This window comes from Paenarthrobacter sp. NPDC092416, from assembly GCF_044755025.1.
Lineage (GTDB): Bacteria > Actinomycetota > Actinomycetes > Actinomycetales > Micrococcaceae > Arthrobacter.
This window is the reverse complement of record NZ_JBIVQG010000001.1, coordinates 699,633-721,447: the sequence shown is the minus strand read 5'-3', so window position 1 is coordinate 721,447 and position 21,815 is coordinate 699,633. Positions and strand designations below refer to the sequence as shown.

General features: G+C 62.7%; 20 protein-coding genes. 6 read left to right on the top strand and 14 right to left on the bottom strand.

Features of this window, described 5'->3' with window-relative positions; genetic code table 11:
* Positions 1 to 22: 22 nt before the first annotated feature.
* The 4 genes from ACIQC5_RS03225 to ACIQC5_RS03210 all read right to left on the bottom strand — a co-directional run bounded on the left by ACIQC5_RS03225 (position 23) and on the right by ACIQC5_RS03210 (position 5,594).
* Complete coding sequence (locus ACIQC5_RS03225; RefSeq protein ID WP_400278358.1) at positions 23 to 1,729, bottom strand: dipeptide ABC transporter ATP-binding protein; 1,707 nt, start codon at positions 1,727 to 1,729, stop codon at positions 23 to 25.
* Positions 1,726 to 2,742, bottom strand: coding sequence for an ABC transporter permease (locus tag ACIQC5_RS03220; protein WP_400278356.1), 1,017 nt, complete (start codon positions 2,740 to 2,742; stop codon positions 1,726 to 1,728). Before ACIQC5_RS03220 ends, ACIQC5_RS03225 begins: the two co-directional genes overlap by 4 nt.
* Positions 2,743 to 2,744: 2 nt before the next feature.
* On the bottom strand, positions 2,745 to 3,836 hold the full coding sequence (locus tag ACIQC5_RS03215; RefSeq protein WP_400278355.1) for an ABC transporter permease: 1,092 nt from the start codon (positions 3,834 to 3,836) through the stop codon (positions 2,745 to 2,747).
* Positions 3,837 to 3,965: 129 nt separating this feature from the next.
* Positions 3,966 to 5,594: an ABC transporter substrate-binding protein gene (locus ACIQC5_RS03210; RefSeq protein WP_400278353.1), complete on the bottom strand. Its 1,629-nt coding sequence runs from the start codon at positions 5,592 to 5,594 to the stop codon at positions 3,966 to 3,968.
* A gap of 324 nt (positions 5,595 to 5,918) precedes the next feature.
* Here ACIQC5_RS03210 and ACIQC5_RS03205 point away from each other — a divergent pair, with 324 nt between their 5' ends.
* Positions 5,919 to 6,746 (top strand): caspase domain-containing protein, encoded by an 828-nt coding sequence (locus tag ACIQC5_RS03205; RefSeq protein WP_400278352.1) that lies wholly within the window; start codon positions 5,919 to 5,921, stop codon positions 6,744 to 6,746.
* 34 nt (positions 6,747 to 6,780) lie between these two features.
* On the opposite strand, the gene ACIQC5_RS03200 is transcribed toward ACIQC5_RS03205, so the two are convergent.
* On the bottom strand, positions 6,781 to 8,412 hold the full coding sequence (locus tag ACIQC5_RS03200; RefSeq protein WP_400278350.1) for a hypothetical protein: 1,632 nt from the start codon (positions 8,410 to 8,412) through the stop codon (positions 6,781 to 6,783).
* A gap of 88 nt (positions 8,413 to 8,500) precedes the next feature.
* The gene (gene mnmA, locus ACIQC5_RS03195) at positions 8,501 to 9,622 is read right to left on the bottom strand and encodes a tRNA 2-thiouridine(34) synthase MnmA (protein ID WP_400278689.1); all 1,122 of its coding nucleotides are present in this window, start codon (positions 9,620 to 9,622) and stop codon (positions 8,501 to 8,503) included.
* A gap of 184 nt (positions 9,623 to 9,806) precedes the next feature.
* Here mnmA and ACIQC5_RS03190 point away from each other — a divergent pair, with 184 nt between their 5' ends.
* Positions 9,807 to 11,060, top strand: coding sequence for an NAD(P)/FAD-dependent oxidoreductase (locus ACIQC5_RS03190; protein ID WP_400278348.1), 1,254 nt, complete (start codon positions 9,807 to 9,809; stop codon positions 11,058 to 11,060).
* Positions 11,061 to 11,075: 15 nt separating this feature from the next.
* On the opposite strand, the gene ACIQC5_RS03185 is transcribed toward ACIQC5_RS03190, so the two are convergent.
* The 4 genes from ACIQC5_RS03185 to ACIQC5_RS03170 all read right to left on the bottom strand — a co-directional run bounded on the left by ACIQC5_RS03185 (position 11,076) and on the right by ACIQC5_RS03170 (position 14,780).
* Entirely contained in the window at positions 11,076 to 12,308 is a 1,233-nt protein-coding gene (locus ACIQC5_RS03185) for a cysteine desulfurase family protein (protein ID WP_400278346.1), read from the bottom strand.
* A gap of 9 nt (positions 12,309 to 12,317) precedes the next feature.
* The gene (locus ACIQC5_RS03180; protein WP_400278345.1) at positions 12,318 to 12,983 is read right to left on the bottom strand and encodes a helix-turn-helix transcriptional regulator; all 666 of its coding nucleotides are present in this window, start codon (positions 12,981 to 12,983) and stop codon (positions 12,318 to 12,320) included.
* A gap of 86 nt (positions 12,984 to 13,069) precedes the next feature.
* The gene (locus tag ACIQC5_RS03175) at positions 13,070 to 13,747 is read right to left on the bottom strand and encodes a hypothetical protein (protein ID WP_400278344.1); all 678 of its coding nucleotides are present in this window, start codon (positions 13,745 to 13,747) and stop codon (positions 13,070 to 13,072) included.
* 103 nt (positions 13,748 to 13,850) lie between these two features.
* Positions 13,851 to 14,780, bottom strand: coding sequence for a diacylglycerol/lipid kinase family protein (locus ACIQC5_RS03170; protein WP_400278343.1), 930 nt, complete (start codon positions 14,778 to 14,780; stop codon positions 13,851 to 13,853).
* Between the two features lie 123 nt (positions 14,781 to 14,903).
* On the opposite strand from ACIQC5_RS03170, the gene ACIQC5_RS03165 reads away from it, so the two are divergent.
* From ACIQC5_RS03165 to ACIQC5_RS03150, 4 genes are all read left to right on the top strand, one after another.
* The gene (locus ACIQC5_RS03165; RefSeq protein WP_400278342.1) at positions 14,904 to 15,848 is read left to right on the top strand and encodes a J domain-containing protein; all 945 of its coding nucleotides are present in this window, start codon (positions 14,904 to 14,906) and stop codon (positions 15,846 to 15,848) included.
* A gap of 23 nt (positions 15,849 to 15,871) precedes the next feature.
* Positions 15,872 to 16,339: a tRNA (cytidine(34)-2'-O)-methyltransferase gene (locus tag ACIQC5_RS03160; protein ID WP_400278340.1), complete on the top strand. Its 468-nt coding sequence runs from the start codon at positions 15,872 to 15,874 to the stop codon at positions 16,337 to 16,339.
* A 189-nt stretch (positions 16,340 to 16,528) separates the two neighbouring features.
* A complete protein-coding gene (gene sigK, locus ACIQC5_RS03155) occupies positions 16,529 to 17,134 on the top strand; it encodes an ECF RNA polymerase sigma factor SigK (RefSeq protein ID WP_400278687.1) in 606 nt (201 codons plus the stop codon).
* A 1-nt stretch (position 17,135) separates the two neighbouring features.
* On the top strand, positions 17,136 to 17,969 hold the full coding sequence (locus ACIQC5_RS03150) for an anti-sigma factor domain-containing protein (RefSeq protein WP_400278338.1): 834 nt from the start codon (positions 17,136 to 17,138) through the stop codon (positions 17,967 to 17,969).
* A gap of 84 nt (positions 17,970 to 18,053) precedes the next feature.
* Here ACIQC5_RS03150 and ACIQC5_RS03145 read toward each other — a convergent pair whose 3' ends face one another.
* The 4 genes from ACIQC5_RS03145 to ACIQC5_RS03130 all read right to left on the bottom strand — a co-directional run bounded on the left by ACIQC5_RS03145 (position 18,054) and on the right by ACIQC5_RS03130 (position 21,812).
* On the bottom strand, positions 18,054 to 19,457 hold the full coding sequence (locus tag ACIQC5_RS03145; RefSeq protein ID WP_400278336.1) for a gluconate:H+ symporter: 1,404 nt from the start codon (positions 19,455 to 19,457) through the stop codon (positions 18,054 to 18,056).
* Positions 19,454 to 19,999, bottom strand: a complete 546-nt coding sequence (locus ACIQC5_RS03140; RefSeq protein WP_400278334.1) for a gluconokinase — start codon at positions 19,997 to 19,999, stop codon at positions 19,454 to 19,456. Before ACIQC5_RS03140 ends, ACIQC5_RS03145 begins: the two co-directional genes overlap by 4 nt.
* 74 nt (positions 20,000 to 20,073) lie before the next feature.
* On the bottom strand, positions 20,074 to 20,853 hold the full coding sequence (locus ACIQC5_RS03135) for a PIG-L deacetylase family protein (RefSeq protein WP_400278332.1): 780 nt from the start codon (positions 20,851 to 20,853) through the stop codon (positions 20,074 to 20,076).
* Positions 20,854 to 20,858: 5 nt separating this feature from the next.
* A complete protein-coding gene (locus ACIQC5_RS03130; RefSeq protein ID WP_400278331.1) occupies positions 20,859 to 21,812 on the bottom strand; it encodes an electron transfer flavoprotein subunit alpha/FixB family protein in 954 nt (317 codons plus the stop codon).
* Between the last annotated feature and the right edge of the window lie 3 nt (positions 21,813 to 21,815).

Genomic DNA, 21,815 nt, shown 5'->3' with positions numbered 1-21,815 from the left:
GTGGATGCGGGCCGCGGGCTAGCTAACCGCCCAGCAGCGCGCGGTGCGCCACACGCCGTCGGGCCTGTTCGTCGGGATCCGGCACCGGGAGTGAGGCAATCAGCCGCTTGGTGTAGTCGTGCTGGGGAGAGCCCATCACGTGATTGCCGATCCCCTGCTCCACCAGTTGCCCCTTGTAGAGGACGCCGACCCAGTGCGACAACATGTCCACCACCGCGAGGTCGTGACTGATGAACAGCGCGGCAAACCCGAACTGTTCCTGGATGTCCTTGAACAAGTCCAGAACCTTGGCCTGCACCGAGACGTCCAAGGCGGACGTCGGCTCGTCGGCTATCAGCAACCGCGGGTTAAGCGCCAGGGATCGGGCGAGCGAGGCGCGCTGGCGCTGGCCACCGGACAGCTCGTGCGGATAGCGCTCAGCGTACGACGCCGGCAACTGAACTGATTCGAGCAGCTCACCCACCTTTTTCCTCGCCTCAGCCGCGCTCGGCCTGGTGTGGATGATCAGAGGTTCCGCGACGCACTCACCGATGGTCAGGTGTGGATTGAACGACGCCGCCGGGTCTTGGAAGACGAAGCCGATTTCCTTCCGGAGCGGACGGAAGGTGCGCTCCTTGAAGTCCAGCATCTCGTAACCCAAAACCTTCAGGCTGCCGCCCGTGGTCCGGTTCAGTCCGGCAATGGCCCGTCCGATGGTGGACTTGCCGGAGCCGGATTCGCCAACCAGCCCAAAGACCTCATTCTCTGAAACCGTGAAACTGACGTTGTCCACTGCCTTGAACCCGTGCCGGCCAAACCGCCCCGGGTATTCGATGGTGAGATTCTTGGCCTCCACCAGGATCTTGCCGTCCTGATGCATGCGGCCGCGGGCACCCTCCGAGGCAGAGTTGCGGCCCAGATGGGGCACGGCGGCCAGCAGTTTCTTCGTATAGTCCTGCCGGGGTTCAGCGAACAAGACTCTGGAAGGAGCCTCCTCGACGACGTCGCCCTGGTACATGACCACAACGCGATCCGCCAGGTCGGCCACTACGCCCATATTGTGGGTGATGAGCACAATCGAGGTGCCGTAATTGTCCCTCAAGTCACGGAGCAGCTGCAGAATTTCGGCCTGGACAGTCACGTCCAATGCAGTGGTGGGCTCATCTGCCACAATCAGCCCGGGGTTCAGGGCGAGCGCAGCTGCGATGACCACACGCTGTTTCTGTCCGCCGGAGAACTGGTGCGGGTAGTAATTAACCCGGGTTTCGGGATCGGGGATGCCCACCTTTCGCAGCGCCTCCGTGGCCCGTGCCTTGGCTTCCTTTGCGGAGACCCGGTGGCCGTCCGTGGCATGGGCGCGGATGCCTTCGGCGATCTGCCATCCCACGGTGAACACGGGGTTCAAGGCCGTCGAGGGTTCCTGGAAGACCATGGCAACATCGCGGCCGCGAATCTTGCGCAGCGCCGTTTTACTGACGCTGATGACGTTGTTGCCGTTGATCACCACCGCACCGGAACTGATGGCCGTCTCCGGAAGCAAGCCCAGGATTGTCTTGGCCGTCACAGTCTTGCCAGAGCCTGACTCCCCTACGATCGCTACGACTTCACCCGCCTTGACGTCGAGACTGACGTCCTTCACTGCATAGACGTCACCACCGTCCGTGGCGAACGTGACCTTGAGCCGGTCTATGGTCAGGACCGGCTGGCCGGAGCCTGCCGGGTCGGACATGTTTCCAAGGTTCATGGTCATGGCTTACCTGCTTCTGCCGGGGTTGACGGCGTCCCTGGAGCCGCGGGTGCTTGCGGGGCGGTTGGCGTTCCGCCCGCGCGTTTCCGGCCACGGATCCGGGGGTCGTTGAGGTCGTTGATGCTTTCGCCCACAAGCGTCAGGCCAAGGACAGTGAGAACGATCGCAATGCCCGGGAACACGCCCGTCCACCAGATACCGGAGGAGGTGTCTGCGAGTGCCTTGTTGAGGTCGAAACCCCATTCAGCAGCGGAGGTCGGTTCGATGCCGAAGCCCAGGAAGCCCAGGCCGGCCAAGGTCAGGATCGCCTCGGACGCGTTCAGCGTGAACATGAGCGGCAAGGTCCGCGTTGCGTTCTTGAAGATGTGCCGTCCGATGATGCGCAGGCTGGACGCGCCCAGCACCTTGGCCGACTCCACGAACGGCTCAGCCTTGAGCCGGATGGTTTCGGCACGGATGACCCTGAAATATTGAGGGACGAAGACAACCGTGATGGAGAACGCACAAGAGAAAATGCCACCCCAGAAGCTGGATTGTCCCCGGCTGATCACAATGGAAATAACGATGGCCAGGAGCAGGGTGGGGAACGCGTAGATGGCGTCTGCCACCACCACGAGGATCCGGTCCAGCCAGCCCCCGAAGTAGCCACTGAGCAAACCCAGTGCGACGCCAAGGAAAAGGGACATCGCTACGGACACCACGATCACGGTCACCGCCGTCTGGGAACCCCAGACAACCCGCGACAAGACGTCGTAGCCGCCAACGGTGGTTCCGAGCAAGTGCTTGGCGCTCGGCGCTTGCTGCGTCGGAAAGGAACCGGATGCATCACTGAGTTGGGAGTACCCATACGGCGCGAGGAGTGGAGCGAGAACACTGGTGAGGATGAACAGGCCGCTAAGGACGACGCCCACGATCAGCATGCCCCGCTGAAGGCCAACGCTCTTCTTAAGGTGTGACACCACAGGAAGCCGGGAGAACAAGGGCTGCTTGGGTCGGGTCAATACAGGAGAGCTCATGGTCAGTACCTCACTCGCGGGTCGATAAGCGCGGCGATGATGTCCACGATGAAGTTGGTGACGGCAACGATGATTGCCAGCAGCACAACGATGCCCTGGACAGCCACGAAGTCGCGGGCATTCAGGTACTGCACCAACTGGTAGCCCAGGCCCTTCCATTCAAACGTGGTCTCCGTCAGGATGGCACCCCCGAGCATCAAGGCAATTTGCAGGCCCATAACTGTGATGATGGGGATGAGCGCCGGCTTGTAGGCATGCTTGGTGACCAGCCGGAATTCGCTCACGCCCCTGGAACGGCCGGCTTCGACGTAATCCTTGCCCAAGGTGCCAATGACGTTGGTGCGCACGAGCCGCAGGAAAACACCAGCAGTGAGCAAGCCGAGCGCAATGGCCGGGAGGACAGCATGCGAAGCGACGTCTCCGAACGCACTGAAGTTGCCGCTGCGAAGCGCATCCAGCCAATAGATGCCCGATGGTGCAGACAGCCCGCTCATGCTCAGTTCCGTCCGGGTGGAGGCTCGACCTGCCACCGGGAACCATCCGAGCCACACCGAAAAGGTCAGCTTGAGAAGCAGCCCTGAGAAGAACACGGGAGTGGCATAGCAGAGGATCGCGAAGAACCTCAGCAGGGCGTCGGGGGTCTTGTCCCGGTGCTGGGCGGCGATTAGGCCAAACGGGATTCCGACGGCGAGGGCGACGATCAGGGCGTTGATCGAAAGCTCCAGCGTCGCCGCGCCAAAGGTAGTCAGCACCTCCACAACGGGACGCCTGTCGGTAATGGTGGTGCCAAAGTTACCCGTGATGAGCTGGCCCAGATACTCAAAGTACTGGACCAGGACGGGCCGGTCGTAGCCGGCATCATGGATTCGCTGGGCCAGGACGTCCGGGGGCAGACGCCCACCTTGCGCGGCGGTGATGGGGTCTCCGATGACCCTCATGAGGAAGAAGACCAGAGTCACGAGGATGAAGACCGTGGGAATGATCAGGAAGAACCTGACCACGATGTATCTGCCAAGGCCTCCTCCGCCTTTGGACTTGCTTTTGGGGACGACGATTCCGGGCTCAGCCTCGGGTACGTCAATAAGTGTTGTCATTGCTACCTGTATTTCCTGCCCGTGGATTACGCGGGATTGGCTTATGCGTGCTGACGACGATTAGGTGTCAGCAAAGGAGGCGGGACACCGGATCAGTGTCCCGCCTCCTCTCCCATCACAGAGGCGTGGTTACTTGGAAATTGTTCCGAGACGGAACTTGAAGGACGGATCCAGCGTCTTGTCGACGCCGTTCACGCCGCTGCCGACTACCGCCACTTGGGCGCCCTGCAGCAACGGCAAGGTGGAGATGTCCTTGGCCAGCGCGTTCTGGACGTCCTTGATGTCCGCTTCGCGCTTGGTCTTGTCAGCTTCGGTGAGCTGCTTGCCGATGAGCTCGTTCACCGCCGGGTTGTTGTAGTGGTTCTTCAGGAAGCCGCCCTCCGGGAAGAACGGAGTGAGGTAGTTATCGGCATCGCTGAAGTCCGGGAACCAACCAAACTGGAACAACGGGTACTCGTCCGCACGGCTGGCCTTGCTGTAAGTGACCCATTCCGTGGACTGCAGGTTCACCGTGAAGAGGCCGGACTTCTCCAACTGTTCCTTGATCATGGCGTATTCGTCTCCGGACGACCCGCCGTAGTGATCCGGGTTGTACTGCAGGTTCAGGGCAACCTTTTCAGTGATCCCGGCATCCGTCAGAACCTTCTTTGCCTTGTCCAGGCTCGGCTTTCCGGCATCGCCGTAAGCATCTTTGAAGGACTCGTTGGCACCGAGGAAACCGCTGGGGACGTTGGAGTACAGCGGCAGGTAAGTGCCCTTGTAGACCTGATCGGCGATGGCCTGCCGATCCACAAGGTTGGCTACTGCCTGGCGAACGGCCAGCGCCTTGGCGGTGTCAGCACCCGCTGCCTTGGTCCCGAACGGCATGGTGTCGAAGTTGAACGTGATGTAGCGGATCTCGCCACCCGGGCCGGTCAGGACCTTGACTTTGGAATCCTTGCGGAGGTCGTCAATGTCCGTGGCGCTCAAGCTGCGGAAGGCCACGTCGATGGCTCCTTGCTGGATTTCCAGCTTGAGGTTGGTGGGGCTGGCGTAGTACTTGATGGTAGCTGCGTCGTTCGCGGGCTTGCCAAGGACGCCTTGGTAGTCGGCGAACGCCTTGAAGGATACAAGCTCGTTCTTCTTGTAGCTGTCGATCGTGTACTGGCCGTAGAACGCGTTGGCCTTGATGATCTCATCGTCCGCGAGGATCTTGTCTGCCGGGAAGACTTCGTCGTCCACGATGGGCGCGGCAGGGCTGGTGAGGATCTGGCTGAAAGTTTGGTCATTGGCGTTCTTCAACTTGAACACCACTGTGGTGGCATCGGGCGTGCTGACACTCTCGATGTTGGTCAGCAGCGATGCAGGACCCGCAGGATCGTTAATGGCTACTTGGCGGTCAAAGGAAAATTTGACGTCCTTGGAATCCAACGTGTGTCCATTTGCCCACTTCAGTCCCGACCGGAGCTTGACCGTGTATTCGGAGGGCGCCGTAAACGACGACGATTCTGCGAGGTCGGGCACGGGTTCGGCTCCGCCTGGCTTGGAGTTCAGGAGGAAGGAGTAGATCTGGTTCATCACCATAAATGAACCGTTGTCATAGGACCCTGCCGGGTCCAGTGATGTGACCTTGTCTGTGGTGCCGTAGGCGATGGGGCCCGCGGCTGCAGGGGCGGACGAGGAGCCGCCGCCCGAGGGCCCGGTGCATGCCGTCAAGGCGAGTGCGGAAATGCCCGCCAGCGCGATAACGCCATGCAGGGCCTTCTTGTTCAGTGCCATCTGGTGAACCTTCTGTTCGATGGATTCGGCGCGCCGCCGTGGGATATTTGTGACGGCGCACACTCTTGATCCCACGATTCAATCAGACTTCCGACTGGGCGAACCCTTGATTTTGTGATTCGAGACACAATATTTACCTTCGAGTAGCTTTCGGCGCGAAGCATCGGACCATTGCCGCTGACGTCGCGCAGGAATATCTTTAGTCAGAGTTGGAAGTCGCTGGATCACGGTGGGGGCCGAGTTCCCCTCGCGAACAGCATCCGGGCGGTGGAGTTGGGGGCCGCCGAAGCAAATCGGTGCAGGAGAAGTCCAAAGGACAGGCACATGAGCAAGGCAGCCCTCTGTGTGGGGATCAACAAGTTCAAGTTCTTACCGCAATCGAGTTGGCTCCAAGGCTGCGTCAACGACGCCGAGGATCTGTCAGCACTCCTCGAGTCGAAGTACGGCTTCGCAGCGTCCGACATCACCGTCCTGCGCGATGCCAAGGCAGTCAAGAAATCGGTGATGGCCGAACTCAACACCTTGGTGGACCGCGCTGTATCCGGCAACGCCGATCACCTCGTCTTCACCTTCTCCAGCCACGGCACCCAGGTCCCGGACACCAGCGGCGACGAGGCCGACCGCCTGGACGAAGCCTTCGCGTGCTACGACATCAACAACACCGGCGATGCTTGGGACCCTGCGACCGTGATCTCGGACGACGAACTCGCCGGTCTCTTCGCCCGGTTGCCGGATGGCATTCTCATGGACGTAGTGCTGGACACATGCCACAGCGGAACAGGGCTCAAGTCGCTGGACCTGCTGCCGGGGCGTCGGCCACGTTTCCTCCCCGCACCAACCCCGCGTGCTGTGATCGCCAGCGAGTTCAACGACACTCGCACACTGCGGGATATGGTCAAGTCCGCCAAACTCTCCAAACCCGTCCTCATGGCAGCGTGCAGATCTGATCAAACGGCAGCAGATGCCCTGATCGACGGGCGCTACAACGGCGCTTTCACCTACCATTTCGTAAAATCCCTGCACAGCGATGGAACAGTGGGCCGCGCAGAAGTACTGAAACTGGTCAGTAAAGGACTCAAGTCGGGCGGATTCGACCAAGTAGCGCAATTGGAAGGCACGACGGCGGCACGCAAGACTGCTTGGGGAAGCTGACCTCGGAAGTTGGAACCGTTCCGGGAAGGCTTTCCTACTCCCCGGTTCCGTGGAATTTGTTCCGGACTCCAGAGGATGCCGCTTCCTCGGCGTCGTGCCGTTCGTCGGAACCGAACATCAACGCCTGGCGCTCCCTGTCCATTACGGGTTTCAGCGCCGCATAGACAAGCCGGCCACCGGCGTCGAAACGCAACAGGCCTCCCCCACGGATGTCCACATAATCCCGTCGCGTCTTGAGACCCAACCGGACGTAGGCTTCCCTGCGGCTCATGCGGACCGTCTGAATAAAGGAGGCGCCGATCTCGGAGATGATGAACCCGTCCGGCGAGACGCGTTCCGACGTCCGCACCCGGGTGGAGCTCAGGGGTGTCCGCCGCTCAAGGCGTGCAGCGTCCAGGAGCCGTGGGTTTTCCCAGACGAACCGTTGCACTTCCTGCGGGTCCGAGCCCAGCGCTGACAACCGGACCGGGTAGCGCAAGCCCTGATAGTTGTCCACGCCTGCGATGTTGTTCATCGAGACCCGACGAATGCCGATCGCAGAGAATTCGGCTTGGAACGCCTCACGGTAGCCGTAGTTGTCTTCCGGGACCATGTCGATGTCAGCAGCAATGACACCGCGGAGCAGGTCCCGCCACGTCACATCCACAGGTGGCATGTAGGACAAACCCCGGATGACCATGCGCAGAATACGAGTAGCGACGATCGATCCCGATTCGGCCTTCTGCTGGAGGCTCTGGTTGTCCCCGAACCTGGCATTCCGCTCGGACCAGAGCTTCTGCACCGTGCGCAGGACGGCCCCCACAACCACCGCACCCTGGGCGTGCGGTTCAAGGACCCCCTGCCAATTCTGCGGTACCGCACCCACGAAGGGTTCACGCAACGGCCCACGTGCGAACAGGTCCCGCGCGAAATCGAAGAGCGAGCGCATCAGCACGGCGTCGTCCACCACTTGCCCTGCTTCGAAGCCGCCGGCTGCCGCCTCAAGTTGCCGGTACACCACTTCGCGGGATGAAAACACTGACAGAATCGCCACGAGGTCGGCAAGAGCCTCATGCATGGCCAGTTGCTCCACGGTTGCCAATTGGTCGGCCCACGCCGGTCTGAAGCCATCAAGAATTGCATGCGTCACCTCGTGGGCGACTATGTCCCGGTAGAGAGCCGTGGGGACTTTGTACCCCATCCTGTCCACGGAGCCGAAGCGGATGATGTTGGTGCCGCGCTCATACCCTGTATCCGTGGCCGTGACGAGGTCCCTGGCCTTGAGGACCACACGTCCCTCGGGATTCCAGGGCATCCGCCGCCCCAGCGTGGTCTCGAACAGATCCGAAGTGCTCATGGCAACGCCGTAGACGTGCTGGGCCAGGAACCGGGTGTCGTCCAGCAGGTCCCGGAGGTCTGGTGGCGGTGGCTCCGAAACAAGCTGCCAAGGATCGCCCTGTCGTGTCAGTGTCACTGGAGAGACCGTGGTGCCGCGCCATTTCCTGATATGGATGGCGAAGCGGTGTCCGGTTGGTCCGCGGCGCAGTCTTTCCACCGGAATACGCACTTGAGCCGTGAGTGGAAGGGCCCCGGCACTGCCGATCGGTCCCTCTGCCAGGACCGTCACGGAGACCATCTGCCCAGCCTTGATGTCTCCCGGGCTTTTCTTTTGAAATGCCACAGTCATCGCCGTCCCGAATGCGGACCCCAACACACCGCAGCGGAAGCGCTGCTTAGCCCAGTATGAAGGCGGTACAGGGCGGAGGCAATGACTCCTAGAGAGCTACCCTCTGCAGGGATCGCGCGGCGTCAATGGTCGCTTGGCCCAGGACGCGACTGCCTTGGTATAAGACGACCGTCTGGCCAGGGGCCACACCACGTAGGGGATCGGTCAACGTGACCACCAGCTCGGCCCGCTCGATGCCTGCGTCATCAGCAATTTTCTCCACCCGTGCGCGTGCCGGGACGGGGTCGCCATGTGCCCGCACCTGGGCGTAGCAATCGAATTCCGCACCCGTGGCGACCTCGGAGATGGGCAGCCCTGCCCACGAGACCTTGATGCCCCGGATTTCATCGATGGCCAAGAGAGCTTCGGGGCCAACGACAACCTTGTTTTCCTTGGGCCGGATCTCCAGCACGAAGCGGGGCTTGCCGTCGGCTGCAGGGGTGCCGAGCTTGAGGCCGCGGCGCTGGCCCACGGTGAACGCGTTGGCTCCCGGGTGCTCCCCCACTTTGGTGCCCGTTTCGTCCACGATGTCACCCGTGGTCATCTCGATCTTTTCGGCCAGCCAACCACGGGTGTCGCCGTCGGAGATGAAGCAAATATCGTGGCTATCAGGCTTGTTTGCCACAGACAGGCCACGGCGTTCAGCCTCCGCCCGGACCTCGGCCTTGGACGGGGTGTCCGCGAGCGGGAACATGGAGTGCTTGAGCTGCTCGTGGGTCAGCACGCCGAGGACATAGCTCTGGTCCTTGGCCCAGTCGGCTGCGCGGTGCAGTTCCCGGTTACCATCGGCATCCTCGATCACCTTTGCGTAGTGACCGGTGCAGACGGCGTCGAAGCCCAAAGCGATGGCCTTCTCCAGCAGGGCAGCAAACTTGATGCGCTCGTTGCACCGCATGCAAGGATTCGGCGTCCTGCCGGCAGCGTATTCGTCGATGAAGTCCTGAACGACGTCTTCCTTGAAGCGCTCGGAGAAGTCCCACACATAATAGGGAATGCCTAGAACGTCGCAGGCTCGCCAGGCGTCGCGGGAGTCCTCGATGGTGCAGCAGCCCCGGCTCCCAGTACGCAAGGTGCCGGGCATTCGCGACAACGCCAAGTGGACTCCGACGACGTCGTGTCCCGCCTCGACGGCGCGGGCGGCGGCCACGGCGGAATCGACTCCGCCGCTCATTGCTGCAAGAACTCGCATGCTGGCTTTCTGTGGTTTGGGCTGTGGCTTGTGGCTGGAATCCGACCAGAGGACAGTCGGCGTGCCCATCCATTCTAGCCTGCGCAGCAATGGCTTAGCGAAGTCCCTTGACGGACCTATCCGCGCCTTCTAAAGTCAAAGATATTGGTTTTAGAATCGAGCTGACATGACAATCCAACGAATGGTCATCGCCGGCGGCGGCCTCACCGGGGCCACTGCAGCTAAAACACTCCGGGCGGAGGGCTTCAACGGCCCCATCACCCTGCTGTGCGCAGAGCCCACCGTCCCTTATCTCCGGCCGCCATTGTCCAAGGAATTCCTCTTGGGCAAGGAAGCGGAGGACGCCGTGCTGGTGGTTCCGTCCGGCTGGTACCAGGACAACGACGTCGAGATCCTGCTCGGCGACCCTGCCGGCACCGTGGACGTTGCCGCCCATACCGTTGGCCTCCGGGACGGTCGCAGCCTTGGCTACGCCAAGCTCCTGATTGCCACGGGCGCCCAACCCCGGAAGATCCCGCTGCCGGGTTTGGAGCTTGACGGCGTGATGAGTTTCCGAACCCTTGAGGACAGCAGGCGGCTGCAAGGGCTCTTGGAGAAGGGAGGGCGGCGCGTCGTGTTGGTCGGCTCGGGCTGGATTGGCATGGAACTCGCCGCAGCGGCACGCACCTACGGCGACGATGTCACGTTGTTGGGCTTGGAGGACATCCCCCTGGCTGCGGCCATCGGGCCGGAGCTCGGCGCCTACTTCCGTAGGCTGCATGAATCCCAGGGTGTCAGCTTCCGACTCCCCGCTAGTGCGGCGAGGATTGAGGGGCAGGGCGGCCACGCCACTGCCGTGGTCACCGACACCGGCGAATCCCTGCCCGCCGATCTCGTGGTCATCGCCGTCGGCGTGGTCCCGGACACAGCCCTTGCCGCGACGGCAGGCCTGGAACTGAGCAATGGGATTCTGGTGGACGCGTCGCTCCGCACAAGTGCTCCCGACGTCTTCGCTGCTGGCGATGCAGCCAACGCGCTCCACCCGTTCACTGGCCAGCATCATCGCAGCGAGCACTGGGCGAATGCCCTCAACGGCGGAAAAGTGGCCGCAAGGTCCATGCTCGGCCAAGAAGCAGTGCTTGACGTCGTCCCGTATTTCTACACTGATCAGTTCACCCTGAGCATGGAGTACTCTGGTTTTCCGTCCCTCACCGAAGGGGTGGCGCCGGTCATCCGCGGCTCGCTGGATGACGGAAGCTTCATCGCCTTCTGGATGCGGGACGGTGCCGCGCGCGCGGGCACAGTGGTGGCCGGCATGAGCGTCAACCAGCGCCGGGTTCAGAAGCCGATCAAGGCATTGATTTCGACTCGAACACAGGTAGACGTCGCACGCCTCACGGACCCCACGGTCCCGCTCGAGGAGCTGTTGCCAGCGGCCTAGGAGCGGCTCACGGAACTAGCCGGCTCCGGTCACTGATTGCCGGGCCACCGTGGCGGCCGTTTGGATACTGGACTCGTGTCCGGCCATCCCGGCTTGCCGCGCCCGGGAGCACGCTTCCGGCAGGGCCTTGAGCAGAGCATCGACGTCCGCTTCCGAGGAGCTGTGGCCCAGGGTAAATCGCTGCGCACCCCGTGCTGTGTCCTCATCCAGCCCCATGGCCAGAAGGACATGGGAGGGACGGGGCACGCCGGCGGTACAGGCGGAGCCAGTGGACGACTCGACACCTGCGAGGTCAAGCAGGAAGAGCAGGGAGTCGCCTTCGCACCCCGGGAACGTGAAGTGGGCATTGCCCGGGAGTCTCCCGTCGCCGGGGGCGCCGCGCAGCACGGCTTCAGGAACCTGTTCCATCACCCCCGCGATCAGGTGGTCTCGAAGTGCACTGATGCGCACACTCTCGGCCTCAAGGTTTTCAGCGGCGGTATTGGCAGCTGCCGCGAACGCCGCGATGGCTGGCGTGTCCAGGGTTCCGGACCGGACGTCGCGTTCCTGTCCGCCACCGTGCTGCACAGGTGTCAGCTTGATCGACCGCCCCAAGAAGAGGGCGCCGACACCTACGGGGCCGCCGATCTTGTGTCCTGATACCGACATCGCAGCAAGACCGGACGCCCGGAAATCCAAAGGAACAGAGCCAAACGCCTGAACGGCGTCCGAATGCACAGGAATGCCGAACTGGTTGGCGAGTTGCACGATCCCGGCCACTGGCTGGATGGTTCCTACCTCGTTGTTGGCCCACATGGCGGTCACCAGAGCCACCGAATCCGGATCCCGCTCGAGTTCGCGCTTGAGGACGTCGAGACGGACCGCGCCATCGGCGTCAACAGGGAGCCACACGGCTTCGGCGCCTTCGTGCCGCTCCAACCATTCCACCGTGTCCATGACGGCATGATGCTCGACGGCGGAGCACAGGATGCGTGTTCGCTGCGGGTTTTCGTCGTGGCGCGCCCAGTAAAGTCCCTTGACGGCCAGATTATCGGCTTCAGTGCCGCCGGAAGTGAAAATAACCTCAGAGGGGTGGGCACCGGCCGCTGACGCCAGTGTTTCGCGGGCATCCTCGACTGCGCGCCTCGCCCTGCGGCCAGCGCTGTGGAGGGAGGAAGGGTTGCCGGTGCGGGCCAATTCGCGCGTCATGACAGCGAGCGCGTTCGCCGACATCGGCGTAGTGGCGGCATGGTCGAGGTATACAGGCACCTTGCAATTCTACCGGGGCAGAATGCGCGCGCAGCAGTGCCCTGCGCCCAGGTCTTCAGCGACGGAATCTTCAAGCAGGCCGGAGCCACTGGCGGCACCCTTCAGGAAGGCTCCGTTCATGGCGCACACCACGTCGGCATGGCCTTGGGAAAGGCGGTGGAAGGGGCAATTGAGGAGCCTGTATCCCCCGGCGTCGTCGCGGGCGGGCTCATATCCGAGACCCTCCAGAACGTCAAAGAAATCATCCGGTCGCCCGGCTGCCCGCCCCGAGCTGTACGCGACGTCAACGAGCGCCTCGCGGACAGGAATGTCATCCGTCATTGAACGTGCGATCGCCGCCGCCATGATCTCGCCGGCGAAATCATAGTGGCGTTCAGGAACGGAGGCGCTTACCTCGGCAAGGGCGGACAGGTACAACTTTGATGGTCGGCCTGAGCCTGGTCCACTCTTGCCGGCGGACTTCCGGAACTCGACCATGAGAAGTCCGTCGCGCACCAGCCGATCCAGATGGAACGATGCCGTGCTGCGGGGCATACCCATGGCGCGGGCTGCTTCATCACGGCCGACCGCATCTACGGCATGGAGCACGTAGGCATAAAGTGCCCTGCGATTGCCATCATCCAAGGAGGCAACGGCTGCGATCCTCTTGAGCCACGGGAGTCCCGGCACGGTCATGCGGAAAGTCTATCTCTAAAAACAAGATTCTCCGCTTAATTGAGTTCCGGATCAGACAGAGCAGCCCAGCCCCAGGACGGCCAGACTCAGGACGGCGGTACCACCACAAGTTTGGCCCCCATCTCCGCTCTGCCCACGGCCAATGAGCGGGCGTCCGGACACGCCACCGAGACATACACGGACGAGCCCGCATTGCTGAACAGGCGGGCAAGGACGGCGGTTGCCCTGCCGCCGGAAGTCGGCGCCGACTCCAAAGCCAGGAACTCGACGGCGTGCTGCGGTTTGTCCGTATCCTCGCCCCAGCGCAGCGCAGCCGGTTTCAGGTTCTCCGGCATGACGTTGGGGTCCAGGAAGCGGAACAGCTCTTGGGTGGACGCAGCGTCGTCGCCTGCCACCGCCAAGGGACCTTGATTTACGCTGACCCGGGCCACCACTGTGCAGCCATCGGACTTCTTGTAGCGGGTTTCGCCCTGCAAACCCGCGTGAACCACAGACCACCCAGGCGTTTCCTCGAGCCGGCTGGCGATCGTCACGGGGACGCCCTGCGCGAGGGTTCCCCCGGCCGAAAGGGGCAAGTCCTTCGCCGCGACAGCGGCGGCGTCGTGGCCGGGCGTAATCGTGGGCGTGGAGAGCGTGGAATCGGATGGAACCGGTTTGGGGGCGGAAGGATCCGGAACATTGACGCTGCACGCGGCCAACAACGCAGCGGCGGCCAGCAACGCAGCGAAAGCCGCCGAGCGTCGTAGAACTTCACATGCCACCATCGTGCCTCGCCTTCGTCCCCCACGGTTCCACTGTCAAACCGCCACAGCCTGTTGCCGCGTTAGAGTCTAGCGTCCGTGCGCGGCGCAAGCTCCTTGCGCGCGACTACGCCAGAATCCGCAAAGCACCGGGAACTACGTCCACGTCCACGGGGAGATGCGCCACGCGCTCCCCATCGGCGTAGGCCACCACACCATCGGCTTCCAGCCTCACCGTGCGGGCACGCCGTATCTCCACAGCCGGGTGCCCCACGTGCCTGCCGGCAAAAACCTTCGGAAACACGGCAAGGAACCGCAGCCGCGAGAGGGGCTTCACGATGAACAAATCCAGCCACCCGTCGTCGGGCCGCGCATCGGGGGTAATCCTCATACCGCCGCCGATCGACTGGCCGTTGGCCACCGAGATCAGCAGGGCGCCCTGACGCCAGGTTTCGCCGTCGGCCGTCACCGTGTATTCAATGCGGCGGAAGGTGCCGAGCTCGCGCAGCATCGCCAGGTTGTAGCGGCTTTTACCACGAGGCCACCGCCAGGAATTGGCCCTCTCGTTAACCGCGGCATCGAAACCGGCGGACAGGACACCGGCGAAGTACGTGGTTCGCCCGCCTGCAGTGACGCGTCCTGCGTCGATCCTCCGGCCACCTGATTCGAGGGCTGCAAAGGCACGCCGCGCCGCAAGGGCAGGATCCTTCAGCGGTATTCCGAGCAGTCGAGCGACGTCGTTCCCCGTTCCACTGGGGACAATCCCCAAAGGAACGTCCGAGCCGGCGAGCGCATTGACTCCCAGATGGACCATGCCGTCGCCACCAACCACCACCAAGGCATCCACACCTGCCGAAACGGCTTGGTCCACCATGGTCCGCAGGGCGGCGTAAGTGCCTGTTTCGAGCATAACGACGTCCGCTCCGGCGGCATTCAAAGAAGCGGCTGCCTGGTCCCCTGCATGGAGCCCACGCCCAAAGGATGCCGACGGGTTGACCGCCACAGCGATCTTCCGTTTCTTGCTGGAAGGGCGGTGCGCAGGGGCCGGAAGATTCACAGCCTGAATTATGCCAGCCGGGAACCAGCGCGCCCGCTGCCGTCGTTCACATAATGGCTGGATAAACTGACCACTACCGCACTGATTCCTGGTGCGGACCATCGTCTAGAGAAGGGCCCGCGCTTGGCCGAGGGCAGCAGTTCGCATTATCAGGTCCTCCGCGTGTCCGTCACCGCGACGGACAAAGAGATCAAGGTGGCCTATCGCAAGGCCGCCCGCAAAGCCCACCCCGATCACGGCGGAGAAGCCGAAGTCTTCCGCCGGGTGACGTTGGCCTACGAAACACTGATCGACCCACAGCGCAGAGCGGAATACGACCGCAGGTACGCTTCGGGGGCCTCCGGCCGCACGCAACCGCGTCCAGGCGACTATACAGGTGCCCCAGCGCCGGCACCGGGTACAAGCACAGGGGTGAAACGTCCCCAACCCCAACGGAACACTGCAGGAGACCCTCCCGTATACGTGCCTGCTTTTGACGACCCCAACGAGGTTCCGTTGATATCGAAGGCGGAAGCGGCCCAACAGGTTCACGGGATTCCCCGCAAGCGCGGCATCTTTGGTGCCGAAGCCCGCATCCAACGAGAGATGCGGACGGTGCAGCTCATCAGCCGGCAGGTTCTGTCTGCCATACCCGCGGCCCGTCTCATCAACGGGCTCCGCTCCCCTTCCGACAACAACCACATCGACCACGCCGTGCTGTCCGGTTATCGCCTGGCCCTGGTCGGTTCAATGCTGCTGCCCAAGGGCGCCTACGCTTGGGACGGCGTCTCCCTCAAACACGGTGGGCGCTCGGTGGCTCCACCGCAACTTGCCCTGATCGTGCGGCACATGCAGGACATTTTCCCGGAGTTGAACGTCACTGGCTGGGTAGTCCTGCACAGCCCCGACGGCAACCTTCACGAGCCGGTCATCGACCAATATGGCCGAGGCCAGTCCAGCCACGGCGCGGTGGAAGTGGTCAATGGTGCCGGCTTGGTGCGCGGCCTGAAGCATTTCCTCAGCTCCGGACCTGCGCCCAACACAGTGGTGGTACCTGTACTTTCCCGGCTTCTGCGCGGCATGCATTAGCCGCCTCTGACTAGGATGGGACAGTGTTCCGCATCCTCTTCCACACTCCAGAAATCCCGGGCAATACGGGCAACGCCATTCGCCTGGCCGCCATTACCGGCGCCGAGCTCCACTTGGTTGAACCGCTCGGGTTCGATTTTTCCGATGCCAAGCTACGCCGCGCGGGCTTGGACTACCACGATCTCGCCGTTGTCACAGTGCATAAGGACATCGACGCCGCGTGGGCTGCTTTGAGCCCCGAACGCGTCTTTGCCTTCACCTCCGACGGCGAAACCTCCTACACGGACATCGCTTACCGCGAGGGCGACGTTTTGATGTTCGGTCCCGAGTCGGTCGGCCTGCCTGACTGGCTCAAGCAGGACCCGCACGTCACTGCGCGCGTTCGGCTCCCCATGCGCCCCTCACTGCGGTCGCTCAACCTTGCCAACGCTGCGTCCATCGCAGTCTTTGAGGCCTGGCGGCAGAACGGATTTGCCGGCGCCAAGGTGTAGCCCATCCGAAGGCTCTACGGCACCGAATACTCTGTGCAGGACAAATCCTGCCATGGGACATTCGTTGAGGGAGCCTACGTGAGCGCACTGGAGACCAGGGCAGCGGCCGCACGCCCTTGCACCACCGCGCCCGCAACACAATTCCAGCGTGGTGACCGTTTCAAACGGGACGACTTATGCTGGACAGTGATGGACATCCCCAACAATCCCGGCCCCCCGGTCTTTGAGGCTTCGGGCACGGCGACAGACCTGAACGCACAATTGGCGGCCTTGCTTGAACTGGTAGCTTCCGGCGACCAGCAGGCTTTCGCCGAGTTCTACCGCCTGACATCCCGGCGGGTGTTCGGCATGGCAAGGCGTGTGCTCATTGACACCGAACTCAGTGAAGACGCCACACAGGAGGTCTTCCTCCAAGTCTGGCAAGGCGCCGCCAAGTTCGACCGCGCCGCCGGCAGCCCGCTGGCCTGGCTGATGACCATCGCCCACCGGCGCGCCATTGACCGGGTCCGTTCCGTGCAGTCCGCCACGGACCGCGAAGCCCGATACGGTGCGGCGAGCCAGGATCCGGACCGCGATGTCGTAGCCGAAGAGGCCGACAGCAACCTGGAAGCCGAGGCAGTCAACCGATGCTTGGGTACGCTGACGGATACGCAGCGGGAATCCGTCCGTCTGGCCTATTATGGCGGGCTCACCTACAGGGAAGTCGCTGAGCACCTGGGTGCCGCCGTCCCGACCATCAAGTCCCGCATCCGCGATGGGCTCCTGCGCCTGAAGACCTGCCTGGGGGTGGGTTGAGATGAGCGAAAACACCGGTGGAGGATTTGTCCGCAGAATGTTCGCCAATGACATTGCAACCGATCTTGCCGAGGGCCGCGCCCTGGAACTGGCGGAGATCTACGCCCTGGACGCCCTCAGTGATCCAGAACGGGCCTTGATTGACAATTACATCAAGGACGCACCTGAGGGGCCTCAGTTCCTGGAACGCGTCCGCCAGGCCCGCGAGACGCTGGCCGTCAGCTTCGCCGCCGAGGAAGAGCCGCCCGCTGCTCTTTTCGGCAACATCATGGACAGGATCACCAAGGACGCTGCCACGCTGCCGACCTCGGAGCCGGCAGCTCCTTCGGTGGCAACTGCCGGCGTCGACGACCTCGCGGCCGCCCGGGCCAAGCGTGGGGAACGCCGTCGCTTTGGTGGCGCACGCGGCTGGCTCGTGGGTGCAGCGGCCGCAGCCGTCATTGCCCTCGGCGGTGTCGGAGTGGGCGCCTACGTGGCCGCACAGAACGATCCTGTCAACCAGGTCCTGCAGGCACAGGATGTCCAGAAGAAAACTGCGCCGGTACCCGGCGGTGGCACGGCCACCATTTCCGCTTCCTCGGCCAAGGACTCCTTCGTGGTGCTGATGGACGGTGTGGCGCCGGCACCTGACGGCAAGGTCTACCAGCTGTGGACGTTGCCCAAGGATGGTTCCGCTCCGGTTCCGCAGGGCACCATGGACGCCGAGACCTTGTCCAAGCCTGCAGTGGTGAAGGGTTTGTCCTCTGCGTCGTCCGTGGCGATCACGGTTGAACCGACAGGCGGATCGAGCTCCCCGACCCTGCCGCTGGTCTTGGTAGTTGCCCTGAGCGCCTGACAGGCACAGGGCCTTAACCGTCGACGGCGGCCATCCCACCAAGGTGGAATGGCCGCCGTCGCTGTTTGCGTTTGCTTTCCTGAGCTACAACACCAGCGACAAGAGCATCACGAAGCCGAAGCCCACCACGGAAATCAGAGTCTCCATCACAGACCAAGTCTTGAACGTTTGGCCCACTGTGAGCCCGAAGAGCTCCTTGACCAGCCAGAAACCGGCGTCATTGACGTGGGACAAGAACAATGAGCCTGCACCGATTGCCAAGGCCAACAAGGCCGCGTGGGTGGGGCTCAAGCTGCTGGCGAGTGGTGCCACGATGCCCGCGGCGGTGACAGTTGCTACCGTAGCGGAGCCTGTGGCCAGACGCAGCGCGACGGCCACAATGAAGCCCAACACAAGTACTGACATGTTGGCGCCTTCTGCCCATTTCTTGACCGCGTCACCCACACCAGCCCCGATCAAGGTCTGCTTGAAGCCGCCGCCGGCACCAACGATCAGCAGGATCGCAGCGATGGGCCCAAGGCTGTCACCGAGCTTCGAGGTGATCTTGGTGCCCGTGAATCCCACGGCGTAGCCGAACGTGACGATCGCGGCCAGGACCGCCAACGTCATGGCGACCAACGGCTGGCCCACGAAGTCGAAGAAGATCCGGATCATCGGGGCGGTGGCGGTGTCGGGCCAGATGATTCCGCCCAGTGCTTTCAAGAGCATGAGCACCACCGGGAAGATGATGGTCAGCAGCGTCACTAGGAACGAGGGCTGGCGTTTGACGTCGCTGAGGTCCGCCGCATGCTGGGTGTCGATGCCACCCGCCACGGCGGGTGCGTCAACAGGAACCCAACGGGCAGCAAGCCTCGAGAAAAGCGGACCACAAATAATCACGGTGGGAATGGCCACCAGGATGCCCAGGCCCAGAGTCGTTCCGAGCTCAGCCTTCACGGCGCTGATGGCGATGAGCGGTCCGGGGTGTGGCGGGACCAGCCCGTGCAGCACGGAGAGGCCGGCCAACGCGGGAATCGCGATGCGCATGAGCTTCATCTTGGATCGCTGTGTCACGAGGACAATGACCGGAAGAAGCAATACGAGTCCGATTTCAAAGAACATGGGCAGCCCGATGATCACCGCAACCAGCGTGATCATCCAGACGAGCTTGTTGCCGCTGGCCTTGGCCAGCAAGGTGTCCACCACACGGTTGGCGCCGCCGGAATCAGCCAACAGCTTGCCGAGCATGGCGCCCAACGCAATAAGCAGGCCGACCTCCTTGAGGACGCCGCCAACTCCGTCCTCGAAGTTGGTGATGACTTTCCCCAGCTCGACTCCCGAGGCCAGGCCGACAAATGCCGAACCAAGGACAAGTGCCAGGAACGGGTGGAGCTTCAGCTTCGCGATCAGGACAACGATCAGGGCGATGCCGAGAGCCGCGACCACCAGAAGCTGGGTGTCATGGCCTGTCCATTCCGGTACCTGCGTGGCTGCTTCCAGCGCCCTCACGAGGCATTCGCTTCGGCACCGGTACCGGCGGGCCGCAGGCCAAGGCGTTCAATGACTTCCTCGGCTTCTTCTGCGGGCGACGCTGAAACACACAGCGAAATGTAGTTCTCGTCTTCCGTGGGCTCTTCGAGTGCGTCGAACTGGGATTCCAAGAGCGACGGCGGCATGAAGTGGCCGTGCCTGGATGCCAGCCGGTCTGAGATCTTGTCCTTGCTCCCCTGCAGGAAAACGAACACGACGCCTTCGGCCCGCAGAACGTCACGGTACCGCTTCTTGAGTGCGGAGCACGTGATGATGGCCGGAGTTCCGGCCTCCGTGCGTTCGCGGATCCAATCAGCAATGATCTCAAGCCAGGGCCAACGATCCTCATCGCTGAGGGGCTGCCCTGCCTGCATCTTGGCTACATTTGCTTCCGGGTGGAGATCATCGCCTTCGGCGAGGTCCCACCCGAGTTTCCCGGCAAGCACGCCGGCTACAGTCGATTTGCCTGAGCCGGAGACTCCCATAATCACCAACACAGGCTGCTGTGCAGTCTTCGCCATCAAAGTCTGCCTTCCTCGAATAAATATGATTTAACCGAGGTCCAGCATATGACACGGGTTACACAAGGGCAATCCTAGAAACCGGCGATCGTGCTCGAACCGTTGACGGGAACCACATGGAAGGCCTCCGCGCTGGCACCGGCCGGTAGTCCTCCACGCTCACCGTTGGCCAGCAGCATGGTGCGCACAACCCGTTCCATTCCCTCGATATCAGGGTGCTGGCTGGCATGGACGCGGATGGCCTCCAACTTGGCATCAACGTGCGCCGTGACATCCACGAAATGGTTCTCACGGGCCTCCGGACTGGAGATAAACCACAACCACGGCAGTTTGTAGGCCTCAAGGCCAGCCTCAGCAAGCTCGGGATATGCGAACGGGTTCTCCACCGCCGGGTAAACGGCACGGGTGACTGCCTCCCCTGCCGCAAGGTGGTCCGGGTGGCTCTTTTGGAGGCGGTCCCAATTCCGTTCCGGATGCATGGTGAGCACAATATCCGGACGGATTTCACGGATGAGTTTGACCACCTGCTTCATGACTCCATGTGTCGGCTCCAGGTAACCGTCGCGCTCATGGAGATAGTAGATGTCGTGCACACCCACCAAGGCTGCTGCTCGTCGCTGCTCCTCCGCACGGAGCTCAATGATGCGTTCACGATCCACGGGATCGAAGCCGCCGGCATCGCCGTCGGTCATGATGCAATAGCTGACCTGGACGCCAGCGGCCGTCCAGGCCGCAATGGTACCAGCCGCACCAAAGTCGATGTCATCAGGATGGGCTGTAAAACAAAGCACCCGTTCAACACGCTCTGTGGAGGCGTTGAACGGGCTCTTTGCTGACGAATCGCCAGTAGACAAAAGGATCAGCCTTTCCGCTTCTTGATCTCCGCAGTGGCCTGCGGAACAACTTTGAAGAGGTCGCCGATGATGCCGAAGTCAGCGATTTCGAAGACCGGCGACTCTGCATCCTTATTGATGGCCACGATGACCTTGGAGGTCTGCATTCCGGCCTTCTGCTGGATTGCTCCCGAGATGCCTGCCGAAATGTACAGCTGCGGAGAAACGGTCTTACCGGTCTGGCCTACTTGGGCGTCGTGATCGATCCAGCCGGCATCGGTGGCTGCGCGGGAGGCACCGACAGCAGCACCCAGGGCGTCTGCGAGTTCTTCGAGCGGACCAAAGTCGCCGTCGACACCCCGGCCGCCGGCAACGACGATCCGGGCTTCACTGAGGTCCGGCCGGCCGCTGACGGGCTTTTCGGTTCGGGCCGAGATACGGGCCGCGTTGGCGGCAGCATCAGCGGGAACTTCAACCGTGGCCGTTACGGGCGATGCAGCAACCGCTGCCGGTTCCGGCTCCACGCTGTTGGGCTTGACCGAAAGGACAGCCACCGGAGTCTTGGCCTTGGCCGTTGTCGTATACGAGCCTGCCAAAACTGACTTGTGCGCCGTTCCGTCGGCATCAACGCCAACGACGTCGGTGATGACGCCTGCATTCAGCTTGATCCCCAGGCGCCCGGCGATCTCCTTACCCTCCGGCGAGTTTTCGATCAGGACTGCGGCCGCACCCGAAGCAGCAACGGCAGCGGCGAGATAGGCCGCCTTCGGACCCGCAAGGTAGTCGCCAAGGTCGCTGGCCGACGGCTGGAAGATGGTGGTGGCACCGTAGGCGCCCAAGATGGCAGCGACGTCGTCGCCCAGCTCGCCGTTGAACGCGACGGCGGTCTCCCCGAGCTTGCGTGCGATGGTCAGGAGCTCCAGGCTGCTCTTCTTGAGCGCTGCTCCCGGGTTGTCAATGAAAACAAGTGCATTTGCCATGGT